Raw genomic sequence first — 13,663 nt, 5'->3', positions numbered from 1 at the left:
TTGAAAACTTGCTTGACGCCCCCCTGAAAAACCCGTTTAATGCGCCCCGTTGCCCAGATAGCTCAGTCGGTAGAGCAGGGGATTGAAAATCCCCGTGTCGGCGGTTCGATTCCGTCTCTGGGCACCAAATACCGAAAACCCCGATCAAGCAATTGATCGGGGTTTTTTATTGCCCGGCATTTCCTTCCTCCACTTCATCGGGAGCCACGCTCTTCATAGTGGATTGAGATTCGAAGCGTCGGCGTTGAGGCTGTAGGATAGATGGCCTTATCCATCAGGAATCCGACCATGTCATCGGCGAACAAACAGCACAAGCGCAGCCAGCGCGCCAAGGCGAAAGCCAAGCAGAACCGCACTCGGCGTGCTGCTGCGCCGAACGATTTCCTGGACCCGAACGACGAGCGCATCGATCTGGAAACCGTGGACCTGACGGAGCTGTTCCGAATCATGAGTGCCGCCGAAAAGGTCAGCCAGAAGGCGCTGTGCGAAGCGTTCCTGGGCCACCCCCTGCTGGCGCTGGTGCTGGAACAGGAAGGTGAGGAAGAAGCGACCGACTTCATCATTACCGCATTGATCGAATACCGCCGCCTGACCACGGGCGTGGATGAGCAGACCGCGCTGGATTGGGTGGAAAGCAAGCAATTCCAGGCCGATTATGTGGCTGCGTCCCAGGCACTGGCCCAAGGCTCGATCTGACCGTCATCCCGCCAAGCGCTTTTGTGATGAAGGCGCTTGCGGTGGACGACAACCCTCAGGGATAGCTCCTACAAGCCTGAGTCAATCGCCATAGGGCGGCGTCAAATCCGTCCTGCATGAATCAGCTTTTTTTCCTCCGGGCCAATCAGCCCGGTCCTGCATCATCAAAACTTCCTCTGGAGCATGCTTTGGGTCCGCCCCCTCTCAATGGCTGGACACATCGATGACTTCAATTTCACCTCAAGACGACCCGCAGCTCGCCCCACTGATCAGTGAACTCGGCCAATTGATCCAGCAGGCACGCCAGAAGGTCTTGCGCGCCGTCGATACTCTGCAGGTGCAAACATGCTGGCAGATCGGGCGACATATCATTGAGTTCGAACAAGGAGGCGCCGAACGGGCGGCTTATGGAAAACGTCTGCTGCCGTCACTGGCGAACGTGCTGACGGCGCGGTTTGGGAAGGGGTTTGATGCGTCTAATCTGCGCTATATGCGACTTTTTTATCAGGCATTTCCAATGTGTGACGCACTGCGTCACGAATTGAGTTGGACCCACTATCGCCTGCTACTCCGTGTTGAAAATGACAATGCACGTCATTGGTATATGAACGAAGCCGCAACGCAAAACTGGTCCACCCGCGCCCTGGAACGCCAGATCGGTACCTTCTATTACGAACGCCTGCTGGCCAGCCGCGACAGGCCGGCGGTGGAGCAGGAGGCCCTCGTCAATCTCAAGGAACTGAACCTCGGCCCCAGGGATATCGTCAGGGATCCGGTGGTGCTGGAGTTTCTCGGGCTGCCCAATGCCGGCACTCTTCTGGAAACAGAACTGGAACAGGCCCTGATTGACCAATTACAGGGATTCCTGCTTGAGTTGGGCAAGGGCTTCGCCTTCATCGCACGCCAGCAACGCATCAGTACCGAAAGCAAAGACTTCTACCTCGATCTGGTCTTCTACAACTATCTGCTCAAGTGTTTTGTAATCGTCGACCTGAAGCGTGGCGAGCTGAGCCATCAGGACATCGGGCAGATGGACATGTATGTGCGCCTCTACGACGACCTCAAGCGCGGCCCCGATGACAAACCCACCGTCGGCATCATTCTGTGCGCCCAGAAAGACGAATCGGTGGTGCGTTACTCCGTATTGCAGGGCAATGAACAATTGTTCGCCAGCCAATACAAGCTGGTGCTCCCCTCGGAAGAAGAGCTGTGCAATGAGCTGGATCGCGAACGCGCGCGACTTGAGGAGCAGCGACTTGAGGATATGAGGGCCGACACCCGATGACTGCATACCCAAAAACCCATGTAAGATTTATGCGTTTTTTTCAGCAACGCTCCAGTCAAAGAACTCTATCCTGCATGTCATCGGCCGCTCCCTACCCTTCTCTGATCCAGGCATTGCGGACCGAAACCGCTGAACTGCACATCGCCTTGGAAAAACGCCTGCCGTTTTTCTCCGAACAGCTGGACTTCGATCTGTATCGGCGACTGATGGCGGCCTACTACGGTTTCTATCAACCGTTGGAACAACGTCTTCATGTACTTGCACTGACGCCGACCGGGCTGGACCAATCCCTACGGATCAAACTTCCGGTGCTGCGGGCGGATCTCACGGCACTGGGCCTGGAAGAGGCCGCCATCGACGCGCTGCCCACCTGCCAGGCGTTACCGCTGATCGACTCCCGTGCCGCCGCACTCGGCGTGTCCTATGTGCTGGAAGGTGCAACGCTCGGGGGGCAGATCCTGCGGCGCAGGGTGGCCGAGAAGCTCGGGCTTGACGCCTCCAGCGGAGCAGCCTTCCTCAACGTGTATGGCGAACTCACTGGCCGACGCTGGAAGGATTTCCTCCAATACCTGGACGACAGGAACCTTGGCGAGGCCCAGGTGTTCGAAGTCACACGTGCCGCCAAGGCGACGTTCTCTCATTTTGAACACTGGCTGGACAGCCAAAAGGTATTGTTATGAACACGGAAAACCAGGAAGCCTTCGAAGAACTGCTGGCCAATTGCGCAGACGAACCGATTCGCTTTCCCGGGACCATCCAGCCTCATGGCGTGTTGCTGATGCTGTCCGAGCCCGATTTCGTGATCCGTCAGGTCAGCGCCAACGTGTTGCAATTGATGGCGCAGGATCCCCACAGGCTGTTGGGCCAGACACTCGACGCCCTGTTGGGACTGGAACAGGCCGAGGCGATCCTCATCGCCTGTCGCGCCGCCCCGGAAAGCGACAACGTGCCCGTGGCCATTGTCGTGAACCAGCAACGCTTCGACGCCCTGGTGCATCGCCATCAGGGCGCCCTGATAATCGAATTGGAACAGCACCTGAGTGACTATCGCCCCGAAGGGGTCAGCGGCGAGGCCAACATGGGCCGCATGTTGCAACGCCTGCAAAGTGCGAAAACCCTCCAGGCCCTGTACGAAATCAGTGTGCGGGAAATCCAGGCCATGACCGGTTACGACCGGGTGCTGATCTATCGCTTCGAGGAAGAAGGCCACGGCCAAGTGATTGCCGAGGCCAGTGCGCCGTCGATGGAGCTCTACAAAGGCCTGTTTTTCCCGGCGTCGGATATTCCCGAACAGGCTCGCGAGCTGTATCGCATCAACTGGCTGCGGATCATCCCCAACGCCGACTACGCGCCGGTGCCGCTGATTCCGGAATTGCGGCCCGATACCCAGGCGCCCCTGGACCTGAGTTTTGCCACACTGCGCAGCGTCTCGCCGATCCACCGCCAGTACATGAAAAACATGGGCGTGCTGTCGTCCATGAGCATCTCGTTGATGGAAGGCGAACGCTTGTGGGGGCTGATCAGTTGCGGCAATCGCCAACCGCTGCTGGTGCCCCATGAAATGCGCATGGCCTGCCAGACCATCGGCCAGGTGCTGTCATTGCAGATCAGCGCCATGCAAGCCCTGGAACTGACTCGGCAACGGGACGCCAAGCTGGAAGACCTCAAGGTCCTCGCCGCGATGATGGCCGAGTCCAGCGACAACGTCTTCGATGGCCTGTCCCACGAGCCGCAACGCCTCATGGAGCTGACCGGCGCCAGTGGCGTCGCGATTCTCGAGGACAACAAACTGCACCGTCACGGCCAGTGCCCGGAACCGGAGCAGATCCGCGAGCTGCACAAATGGATCCTGGAAACCGGCAAGCCGGTGTTCTCTCACCACAACCTGAGCAGCGTGTTCCCTGCGGCCCAGGCGTACCAGGACGTGGCGAGCGGCGTACTGGCGATCCACTTGCCCAAGCCTGTGGAAAACGGCGTGCTGTGGTTCCGCCCCGAGGTCAAGCAAACCCTCCAATGGAGCGGTGACCCACAGAAACCCCTGGACCTGGAAAGCCACGAGACCGGGCTGCGCCTGCGGCCCCGGACGTCTTTCGAGATCTGGAAAGTCGAAATGGCCGGCATCAGTACCAAATGGACCCATGGCGATCTGTTCGCCGCCAACGACTTGCGGCGCTCGGCCTTGGAAAACGACCTCGCCCGCCAGGTGCACAAGGAGCGCCTGGCCGTGCAGGCCCGCGATGAACTGGTGGCCGTGGTGTCTCATGACCTGCGCAGCCCGATGACGGTCATTTCCATGCTGTGCGGCATGATGCAAAAAGCCTTCAGCTCCGACGGTTCCCACAGCTCCAAGCGGATCGCCTCAGCCATCGACACCATGCAACAGGCTACCAGCCGCATGAATGCCCTGTTGGAGGACCTGCTCGACACCTCACGCATCGACGCCGGGCGCTACACCATCAATCCCCAGCCGATGGACGTCAGCCAGATCTTCGAAGACGCCTGCTCGCTGCTGACGCCGCTGGCCGCTGCCAAGGCCATCGACATCTCCTTCCAGGCCGAACCGAACCTGAGGATCAACGCCGACCCCGAGCGGCTGTTCCAGGTGCTGTCCAACCTGATCGGCAACGCCATCAAGTTCACCCCGCAGCAGGGCTCCGTGGGCATCAGTGCGATGTCCGTCGGGAACGAGATCGTGTTCAGCGTCCGCGACACCGGTGAAGGGATTGCGCCAGAGCAGTTGCCTCATGTTTTCGAGCGCTACTGGACGACCAAGGAGGGCAACCCGAACGGCACCGGGCTGGGGTTGTACATTTCCAAGGGGATTGTCCAGGCCCATGGCGGTAAACTGCATGCCGAAAGCCAGCCAGGCCAGGGCAGCGAATTCCGCTTTACCGTGCCGAAAATCGACTGAGCCGGGCACCGCCCCCTAACGAATTGGAAACCGAAGCCCAATGGCCTCACTGAACAAACAGCAAAAACGCGCCAAGCGCGCCAAAGACAAAGCCAAGCAAATCCGCATGAGCGGGCGCAAATCGATCCCGATGTATGGCGATCCGGCCCACGCCACCGCCCAGCCACCGGTCTACGTGCTGGAACTGTTCGCCAAGCTGCGCGAAGCCGAGGCCGTCAGCCGCAGTGAAATGCTCGATACGCTGCTTACGTCCCTGAGCGAGATGATCATCGAACGCCCAGGCCTGCTCGACTTGAAAAATGCTGAAAACGAAAGCATGGCGGCGACCAACCTGGCCGCCGACATGCTGGTGGACTACCGGATGTGGGTCGATGACATGGACCGCGAGACGGCGCAGCGCTGGCTCAGTACTCCGGAGTTCATCAAGGACTTCAGCGAAGCGCTGGACCGCTATCGCCAGTCGATGGAAGCACCCGCCAGCGAATAAGCGGGTCGCTATTCGTCACTGTTCCAATGGAACACCAGGTTGCGCGCGGCCCCGCTGCCTACCTCAGCAGTGTCGCGTCGCGCCTCCCCGTTGCGCGTCGCCACCACGTTGTACTTGCCCGGCGGCAGTTGCACATAAACCAGCGGCCCCACATCGCTGAGCGTCAGCAATGTTTGTCCCGATGCGTTCTGCACGGTGACGTCCACATCCGGGACGTATTTGTTTTCCGGACCTATCGCGAAGGTCATGTGCAGGTTATAGCCATGGGCCTGCCCGATGGCCCGGGCTTCGTCCTCGCCGATACCGCCGGACAGATAAGCGATGCCGTTCTGTTGCTGTGGCTGGACCTGCACGCCGGCACTGTCTACCGGGGCCAGGTTCGTGGCGTTGAGCATGATCGGGAACAACAGCGCGCTGAACAGAAGGAAGGGCAGCAGAAAGTAATGGTTATGCTTCATGGCGAGGACTCCAAGTACTGGAAACAGCTCATGAGTTCTCTTTTGATTTTGATTACGCGGCAAGGTTTAGATCTATTAGCGATGAATGGCATCGGAAACCATTCATCGCAGCACCGTATATCCCATTGACATATCCCTGCATGATTCTATGCTTCAGTTTGAATTTCCTAGAGGGAACTGCGCATGGAACAAACCACCCTTTTCATGAGCAATCGCAGCCAGGCCGTCCGGCTACCCAAAGCAGTTGCGATGCCAAACGATGTAAAGCGTGTAGACGTGATTGCCATAGGAAGAGCACGCATCATCACACCAGCCGGCGAAGCGTGGGATAGCTGGTTCGATGGAGACTCCGTAACAGCAGATTTTATGGCTGAGCGTGAACAGCCTGCCGATCAGGAGCGCGAGCCCTTCTAATGATCAAGTTCATGCTAGATACCAACATTTGTATATTTACTATCAAGAACAAACCGCAGACAGTCAGAGAAGCTTTCAACCTTCATCACGGCCAGCTTTCTATTAGCGCCGTGACGCTGATGGAGCTTATTGATGGCGCGGAAAAATCCTCTGCCCCTGAGAAGAATCTTGCGGTCATAGAAGGGTTCTGTGCCCGGCTTGAAGTTTTACCTTTTGATTATGAAGGCGCAGCGCATACCGGAATGATCCGAGCCGAGTTGGCAAAAATTGGCAAGCCGATCGGTCCTTACGACCAAATGATCGCAGGCCATGCCCGTTCTCGCGGGCTGATCGTAGTGACCAACAATCGAAGGGAATTTGAAAGAGTCCCGGGCCTGCGCATCGAGGACTGGACCACAGCGACGACGCCAGGGTTATAACTTCGGGGCTTGAAGTTAAAAAACCGCTCCATCGAGGCTCCTGTGGAAGTAGCGCGCGATGAGGCCATCCCCCCTCATCTTTGTAGGCTTCTCTACCGCCATCGCGAGCAAGCTCGCTCCCACAGATTTCACGACTATTTTTTCAACAAAATGACGGACCCACACCCATGGCCTCCGCGAACAAGCAACAAAAACGCGCCAAGCGTGCAAAAACGAAAGCCAAGCAACTACGCGCCAGTCGTACAAAGCCTGCTGCCGTCGCGTTTGATCTTCCCGAGTACGAAGATCCGTACTCCCTGGATGCCCTGCAGGACGAATTCGTAGAGCGCCCAAGAGACTTCTTGTCGCTATTCTATGAGATGCACGACGCCGAAGAAGAGTCGGGGCGTATTGATATGATGGTCAGGATGCTCGGATTAATCCTTGTGATGACGAATGAACAGCCCGAGCTTCTGAATCGTGAAAATGCCGAAAACGAAGCCACGGCAGCCCAAAATCTGGTCGAAAATACCCTGATTGCTTATAGAAGGTGGGCTGACGATATCGATCAGGAAGCAGCGGAGCGTTGGCTTCACAGCCCTGAAGTACAGGCGGATTTCGAAATTGCACGAGCCAGCTTCAAAGAGGTTCTCAAAATACTGTGGGATCTCGAGGATGCTCCCGAGTAATCCAACAGACTTTTGATCGCGGCAACGCTCATCCGGTTAACCCTTCCAACCCCCGCCCAAAGCTGGCACCATCGCGCCTTTTTTCACGCGACTCCCCGGGCTTTTCACCGGTAAACAGGGTTCAAACGGCCGTTCGGTTGTTGATGGCGCGACAGACTACTGTGCCGATGCGACAACCTGTCACACATCCCCGGTTTACCAGCCAAAGCGCTGTTGGCTGTCATTCGGACGCATGCTAGCTTGGCCGCCTCGCCAAGGAAGGCAGCCAACAGCAAGGGAGCACACACCATGAGGACCGCACATGGCCCAGGCCACGCCCGCGCTTGAAATCCGCAACCTGCACAAACGCTACGGACAGCTGGAGGTGCTCAAAGGCGTCTCGCTGACCGCCCGCGACGGCGATGTGATCTCGATCCTCGGATCCTCCGGGTCCGGCAAGTCCACGTTCCTGCGCTGCATCAACCTGCTGGAAAATCCCAACCAGGGCCAGATCCTGGTGGCCGGCGAAGAGCTCAAGCTCAAGGCCGCGAAAAACGGTGAACTGGTGGCCGCCGACGGCAAACAGATCAACCGCCTGCGCAGCGAGATCGGTTTTGTGTTTCAGAACTTCAACCTTTGGCCGCACATGAGCGTGCTCGATAACATCATCGAAGCCCCGCGCCGGGTGCTCGGCCAAAGCAAAGCCGAAGCCGTCGAAGTGGCCGAAGCGCTGCTGGCCAAGGTCGGCATCGCCGACAAGCGCCACGCCTACCCGGCCGAACTGTCGGGCGGCCAGCAGCAGCGCGCGGCCATCGCCCGCACCCTGGCGATGCAGCCCAAGGTGATTCTGTTCGACGAACCCACCTCCGCTCTTGACCCGGAAATGGTCCAGGAAGTACTTAGTGTGATCCGCGCCCTGGCCGAAGAAGGACGCACCATGCTGCTGGTCACCCATGAAATGGGCTTCGCCCGTCAGGTTTCCAGCGAAGTCGTGTTCCTTCATCAAGGCCTGGTCGAGGAGCAAGGATCGCCACAGCAGGTCTTCGAGAACCCGCTTTCGGCGCGCTGCAAACAATTCATGTCCAGCAACCGTTAACGGAGCAGTACACATGCAGACTTACAAAAAATTCCTCCTGGCCGCAGCGGCCAGCCTGGCCTTCTCGGCCAGCGCCATGGCGGCCGAAAAGCTGAAGATGGGCATTGAAGCGGCCTACCCGCCATTCAATAACAAGGATGCCAGCGGCCAGGTCGTGGGGTTCGATAAAGACATCGGCGATGCCCTGTGCGCCAAGATGAAAGTCGAGTGCGAAGTGGTCACCTCCGATTGGGACGGCATCATCCCGGCCCTGAACGCCAAGAAATTCGACTTCCTGATTTCCTCGCTGTCGATCACCGAGGAACGCAAGCAGGCGGTGGACTTCACCGACCCGTACTACTCCAACAAACTGCAGTTCATCGCGCCGAAAAACGCCGAGTTCAAGACCGATAAGGACTCGCTCAAAGGCAAGGTCATCGGCGCACAACGGGCGACCCTGGCCGGCACCTGGCTGGAAGACGAACTGGGTAGCGACATCACCACCAAGCTCTACGACACGCAGGAAAACGCTTATCTGGACCTGACCTCCGGCCGCGTCGATGCGATCCTGGCGGACAAATACGTCAACTATGACTGGCTGAAAACCGAGGCCGGCCGCGCCTACGAATTCAAGGGCGATCCGGTGGTGGAAAGCGACAAGATCGGCATCGCCGTGCGCAAGGGCGACAACGAGTTGCGCAACAAACTGAACGCCGCGCTCAAGGAAATCGTCGCCGACGGCACCTACAAGAAAATCAACGACAAGTACTTTCCGTTCAACATCTATTGATGCTGACGTACCCGGCCGACGCTGCCACACCGCAGCGCCGGCTCTTAGCAAAGCCTGCCGCGATATGAACACACACCCATGATGATCGATCTCCACGGATTCGGCCCGGCGCTCGCCGCTGGCGCACTGATGACCGTCAAACTGGCACTCTCGGCCCTGTGCCTGGGGCTGGTGCTCGGCCTGCTCGGCGCCTTGGCCAAGACCTCGCCGTACAAGCCATTGCAATGGCTTGGCGGCACTTACTCGACACTGGTTCGTGGCATTCCGGAATTGCTCTGGGTGCTGTTGATCTACTTCGGTACCGTCAACCTGATGCGTGCGCTGGGCGAGTACCTGGGCATGCCTGACCTTGCCCTCAACGCCTTCGCCGCCGGTGTCATTGCCCTGGGCCTGTGCTTTGGCGCCTACGCCACGGAAGTGTTTCGCGGCGCGATCCTGGCAATTCCCAAGGGCCACCGTGAGGCCGGCGTCGCCCTGGGCCTGTCGAAGTGGCGGATCTTCACCCGACTGATCATGCCGCAGATGTGGCGCATCGCCCTGCCGGGCCTGGGTAACCTGTTCATGATCCTGATGAAGGACACCGCGCTGGTCTCGGTGATCGGCCTGGAAGAAATCATGCGCCACGCACAGATTGGCGTGACCGTGTCCAAGCAACCGTTCACCTTCTATATGGTCGCAGCGTTCATGTACCTGGGGCTGACGGTGCTCGCCATGATCGGCATGCACCTGCTGGAACGACGCGCCGCCCGTGGATTTGCCAGGAGCACCCAATGAACTGGGACGTCATCATCAAGTGGCTGCCGAAGCTGGCCCAGGGCGCGACACTGACCCTGGAGCTGGTGGCCATCGCCGTGATCGCCGGGCTGCTGCTGGCGATTCCGCTGGGCATCGCCCGCTCTTCGCGCCTGTGGCAGGTGCGGGCATTGCCCTACGCCTACATCTTCTTTTTCCGTGGCACACCGCTGTTGGTCCAGCTGTTTTTGGTCTACTACGGCCTGGCTCAGTTCGAGGCCGTGCGCAGCAGCGCGCTATGGCCGTACCTGCGGGACCCGTTCTGGTGCGCCACGGTCACCATGACCTTGCACACCGCCGCCTACATCGCCGAGATCCTGCGCGGCGCGATCCAGGCCATCCCAAAGGGCGAGGTCGAAGCCGCACGGGCCCTGGGCATGTCGCGGCCCAAGGCATTGTTCTACATCATGCTGCCCCGCGCGGCGCGCATCGGCCTGCCGGCCTACAGCAACGAAGTGATCCTGATGCTCAAGGCCAGCGCCCTGGCGAGCACCGTGACCCTGCTGGAACTCACCGGCATGGCCCGGACCATCATTGCCCGGACCTACCTGCCGGTGGAGATCTTCTTCGCCGCCGGCATGTTCTACCTGCTGATGTCCTTCCTGTTGGTGCAAGGCTTCAAGCAGTTGGAGCGCTGGTTGCGCGTCGATGCCTGCCAAGGGCGCTGACAGCGGCGTGTTGACGGGCGAGGCATTGCTCGCCCGCTTCACGGCGCTGGACGTTTTTCTCACAGCACACCAGGCGCTGTGGAAACCACGTCCGTTCACCCACCTACAGTTGCCTTGGGAAACGTCCCACCCGCAATTGGCCAGATGGCTACGCCAGCGTTCGCTGGAAGCGGCGGAAAATGATCATCATCAGCCGTGGTTGATGGAAGACGCACCCGCGCCGTTCCCGGAATTGGCCGCTATCTCCCGCACATTGAGCACTGTCGCAGAACTGCCCGCCAGCACACTCGAAGCGCCAAGCCATCGCCTGAACGTCGACGTACCCGGGCGCAAATGGCAGCAGATAGAAGCCTTCGCCAGCCGCCTGCACTTCACCGCCCAACCGACCCACTGGCTGGATTGGTGTGCCGGCAAGGGTCACCTCGGTCGACGTCTGTTGCACGGTGAACAGCAACTGACCTGCCTGGAGTACGACCCCGCACTGGTCGCCAGCGGCCAACGGCTGAGCCAGCGCCATCGCCTGCCCGCCACGCACCTGCAACAAGACGTGCTAGCGGCGGACGCCGCCCAAGCACTCCACCCCGAACACACTCCCGTAGCCCTGCACGCCTGTGGCGATCTGCATGTGCGCTTGATGCAGCTGGCCAGCGCCGCTGACTGTGCACAACTGGCTATCGCACCGTGCTGTTACAACCGCATCAACACCGAACGCTATCAAGCGCTGTCCGACGCCGCCAAGGGCTCCGCCCTACAGCTGTCGCTCGACGATCTCAGCCTGCCACTGACTGAAACCGTCACCGCTGGCGCACGCGTCAGAAGACAACGGGACCACTCCATGGCCTGGCGCCTGGGCTTCGACTTGCTGCAACGGCAAATCAGAGGGCGCAACGACTACTTGCCCACGCCGTCACTCCCCAGCGCATGGCTGGAAAAATCCTTCGCCCAGTACTGCACCGATCTGGCAGCCCTGAAAGACTTATCCACAGTCGGCACGCCTGATTGGGTCGCCCTGGAGGCAGCGGGCCATCAGCGCCTGGCCGAGGTGCGCAACCTGGAGTTGCTGCGAGGTCTTTTCCGACGACCGCTGGAGCTTTGGCTGGTGCTGGACCGGGCGCTTTTCCTCACACAAAAAGGCTACGACGTTCGCCTCGGCACCTTCTGCGAAACTCCACTGACTCCGCGCAACCTGCTGTTGCTGGCAGAGCGTTACTGAGGCGGAACAGCCTGTGGATAACTCTGTTGATGAAATAAACCCGAATCCAAGAAATCCGTGATTTCCTGACCCAATCAGCATTGGTCATTTTTTGTTCATATGGATAAAAAACCATGAAAACAGGCATTTGCGACGAAACGCGAAAGCGGTCACAAAATTGCAAGATGCCTTGCGCCTCATCGCGCCCGTTGTGCATAAGCGTCCAAGCAAAACGACATAACCGCCGAATTCAGTACCGCCCCGCACCCACAATTGCGCCCGCCGCGTCCGTGCTATACAACAGCCCCACGTATCGTGATTGACACAATGCCGACACACTCAAGGACTGGCCGTGACGTTCATTTCCTACGCACAAAACTTCGAAGACATACGCCTGTGGCGCGCCCTTCAATCGGTGGAAAACGGCTTTTACCTCGACGTCGGCGCCAACCATCCGACAGATGACTCGGTCACCCGAGCGTTTTACGACCGCGGCTGGCGTGGCATCAACATCGAACCGGTGCCGGCCTACTACAACGCCCTCTGTCAGCAACGCCCCCACGACACCAACCTGCAATGCGTGGCCGGTGAAAACGCCGAAAGCCTGACCTTCTACACCATCGCCGACACGGGCCTGTCCACGGTGGAAGCCAGCATCGCCCAACAGCACCGCGACGCCGGCATGGACGTGCGCAACCAGACCGTCCAGTCCCACACCCTGGCCTCTATCTGCGAGCAATACGCCCAGGCCCGCCCCATCCACTTCCTGAAAATCGACGTCGAAGGCCACGAAGAAACCGTGCTGCGCGGCATGGACTTCAGCCGCTGGCGCCCCTGGATCATCCTCATCGAAACCCCTTGGGCCCGCGACCAGACCTGGGAGCACCTGATCACCGACGCCGGCTACCAGTCCATCCTGTTCGACGGCATCAACACCTACTACCTCGCCGAAGAACACCTGGCCCTCAAGCCCGCCTTCGACATCCCACCGTGCAACCTCGACGGCTTCCAACTCTGCAAAGGCCACAAATTCAGCCACCCCATCGACGACACCGACCAACAACTCAGCGCCGCCCTGCAACGCGCCGAACAGGCCGAAGCCCAACTCCACGCCATCCAAAACAGCCGCACCTGGCGAGCCCTGAACAAACTGCGCAACCTGCTGCACCGCGCCTAAGCCGGACCTGCGCAAAAATAGTCAGAATTCAGGGGTTTACAGAACGCACCCAATCGCTATAATCGTCGCCCACACGCCGGTATAGCTCAGTTGGTAGAGCAACTGACTTGTAATCAGTAGGTCCCGGGTTCGACTCCTGGTGCCGGCACCATACAAAACAAAGCCCTCGCAGAAATGCGAGGGCTTTGTTGTTTCTGGGTGTTCACTTTTCCTCCACACTCTGAAAAACCTGTGGGGCGAGCTTGCTCGCGATGAGGCCATCAAACCCACCGACGATCTTTCAGCCAAGACAACAGGCAGCCTTCCCTGGACCGGTTCAACCAAACAGCATCTTTTGCCAGTGATCCTCACCCACAATGGCAATCGAAGCCCCCGCCTCCCGCAGTTCCACTGCCTTCATGATCTTCGTTCCGTAGGTGCTGTGGCGCCACTGCTCATTACCCACGCTGCCAACCACCAGGTAATGCACCTTCTTACTCACCCCGCCCCCAATCAAACCGCCACGCTCCTCGACCAATGCCTGACAATCTTTGCGTGGCCCAAAGGCCATGACGCCTGTAAATACAAACATTCGGCCATCCCACACCAAGTCAGGGGCCGGGGAATTGAAGGGAAGGTCCGTTGGAGTAATGGCAACAGCTTCGCCGATCTT

The 13,663-nt window shown here is 59.1% G+C and carries 16 protein-coding genes and 2 tRNA genes; 16 read left to right on the top strand and 2 right to left on the bottom strand.

The genetic code is table 11. From position 1 onward, the window contains the following. The first annotated feature begins 51 nt into the window (after window positions 1-51). From BLO80_RS27285 to BLO80_RS27260, 6 genes are all read left to right on the top strand, one after another. A tRNA-Phe gene (locus BLO80_RS27285) sits at window positions 52-127 on the top strand. A 161-nt stretch (window positions 128-288) separates the two neighbouring features. Further along, window positions 289-696, top strand: coding sequence for a hypothetical protein (locus BLO80_RS27280; RefSeq protein WP_092333590.1), 408 nt, complete (start codon window positions 289-291; stop codon window positions 694-696). 223 nt (window positions 697-919) lie between these two features. Next, a complete protein-coding gene (locus BLO80_RS27275; RefSeq protein WP_092333588.1) occupies window positions 920-1,981 on the top strand; it encodes a PDDEXK nuclease domain-containing protein in 1,062 nt (353 codons plus the stop codon). 74 nt (window positions 1,982-2,055) lie between these two features. Next, window positions 2,056-2,661, top strand: a complete 606-nt coding sequence (locus BLO80_RS27270) for a biliverdin-producing heme oxygenase (RefSeq protein WP_092333586.1) — start codon at window positions 2,056-2,058, stop codon at window positions 2,659-2,661. Beyond that, window positions 2,658-4,892, top strand: a complete 2,235-nt coding sequence (locus BLO80_RS27265; protein ID WP_092333584.1) for an ATP-binding protein — start codon at window positions 2,658-2,660, stop codon at window positions 4,890-4,892. The genes BLO80_RS27270 and BLO80_RS27265 overlap by 4 nt, the downstream gene beginning before the upstream one ends. Before the next feature lie 40 nt (window positions 4,893-4,932). Next, the gene (locus tag BLO80_RS27260) at window positions 4,933-5,379 is read left to right on the top strand and encodes a hypothetical protein (RefSeq protein ID WP_092333582.1); all 447 of its coding nucleotides are present in this window, start codon (window positions 4,933-4,935) and stop codon (window positions 5,377-5,379) included. A gap of 8 nt (window positions 5,380-5,387) precedes the next feature. Here the strand turns inward: BLO80_RS27260 and BLO80_RS27255 are convergent, their stop codons facing one another. Continuing rightward, entirely contained in the window at window positions 5,388-5,837 is a 450-nt protein-coding gene (locus BLO80_RS27255) for a hypothetical protein (RefSeq protein WP_092333580.1), read from the bottom strand. Between the two features lie 183 nt (window positions 5,838-6,020). On the opposite strand from BLO80_RS27255, the gene vapB reads away from it, so the two are divergent. The 10 genes from vapB to BLO80_RS27205 all read left to right on the top strand — a co-directional run bounded on the left by vapB (window position 6,021) and on the right by BLO80_RS27205 (window position 13,162). Continuing rightward, entirely contained in the window at window positions 6,021-6,251 is a 231-nt protein-coding gene (gene vapB / locus BLO80_RS27250) for a type II toxin-antitoxin system VapB family antitoxin (RefSeq protein ID WP_092333578.1), read from the top strand. Next, window positions 6,251-6,670 carry a type II toxin-antitoxin system tRNA(fMet)-specific endonuclease VapC gene (vapC, locus tag BLO80_RS27245; RefSeq protein WP_092333576.1) on the top strand — a complete coding sequence of 140 codons (420 nt, stop codon included), beginning with the start codon at window positions 6,251-6,253 and terminating at the stop codon, window positions 6,668-6,670. Before vapB ends, vapC begins: the two co-directional genes overlap by 1 nt. A gap of 167 nt (window positions 6,671-6,837) precedes the next feature. Then, window positions 6,838-7,338 (top strand): hypothetical protein, encoded by a 501-nt coding sequence (locus BLO80_RS27240; protein ID WP_092333574.1) that lies wholly within the window; start codon window positions 6,838-6,840, stop codon window positions 7,336-7,338. A 301-nt stretch (window positions 7,339-7,639) separates the two neighbouring features. Then, entirely contained in the window at window positions 7,640-8,413 is a 774-nt protein-coding gene (locus BLO80_RS27235; RefSeq protein ID WP_014336086.1) for an ABC transporter ATP-binding protein, read from the top strand. Window positions 8,414-8,426: 13 nt separating this feature from the next. Next, entirely contained in the window at window positions 8,427-9,182 is a 756-nt protein-coding gene (locus BLO80_RS27230) for an ABC transporter substrate-binding protein (protein WP_092333572.1), read from the top strand. A 78-nt stretch (window positions 9,183-9,260) separates the two neighbouring features. After that, window positions 9,261-9,956 (top strand): ABC transporter permease, encoded by a 696-nt coding sequence (locus tag BLO80_RS27225; RefSeq protein ID WP_072409113.1) that lies wholly within the window; start codon window positions 9,261-9,263, stop codon window positions 9,954-9,956. After that, window positions 9,953-10,642: an ABC transporter permease gene (locus tag BLO80_RS27220; RefSeq protein ID WP_092333570.1), complete on the top strand. Its 690-nt coding sequence runs from the start codon at window positions 9,953-9,955 to the stop codon at window positions 10,640-10,642. The genes BLO80_RS27225 and BLO80_RS27220 overlap by 4 nt, the downstream gene beginning before the upstream one ends. Then, window positions 10,623-11,855, top strand: coding sequence for a methyltransferase (locus BLO80_RS27215; RefSeq protein ID WP_092333568.1), 1,233 nt, complete (start codon window positions 10,623-10,625; stop codon window positions 11,853-11,855). The genes BLO80_RS27220 and BLO80_RS27215 overlap by 20 nt, the downstream gene beginning before the upstream one ends. Before the next feature lie 331 nt (window positions 11,856-12,186). Next, the gene (locus tag BLO80_RS27210; RefSeq protein WP_092333566.1) at window positions 12,187-13,011 is read left to right on the top strand and encodes an FkbM family methyltransferase; all 825 of its coding nucleotides are present in this window, start codon (window positions 12,187-12,189) and stop codon (window positions 13,009-13,011) included. 75 nt (window positions 13,012-13,086) lie between these two features. Further along, window positions 13,087-13,162: transfer RNA gene (locus BLO80_RS27205), tRNA-Thr, on the top strand. 165 nt (window positions 13,163-13,327) lie between these two features. On the opposite strand, the gene BLO80_RS27200 is transcribed toward BLO80_RS27205, so the two are convergent. Further along, on the bottom strand, window positions 13,328-13,663 hold a 336-nt coding region (locus BLO80_RS27200), incomplete at its 5' end, for a BRCT domain-containing protein (RefSeq protein WP_218189390.1).

The organism is Pseudomonas sp. NFACC56-3 (assembly GCF_900100025.1).
Taxonomy (GTDB): Bacteria; Pseudomonadota; Gammaproteobacteria; order Pseudomonadales; family Pseudomonadaceae; genus Aquipseudomonas; species Aquipseudomonas fluorescens_AA.
This window is presented reverse-complemented; position numbering and strand designations above follow the sequence as displayed.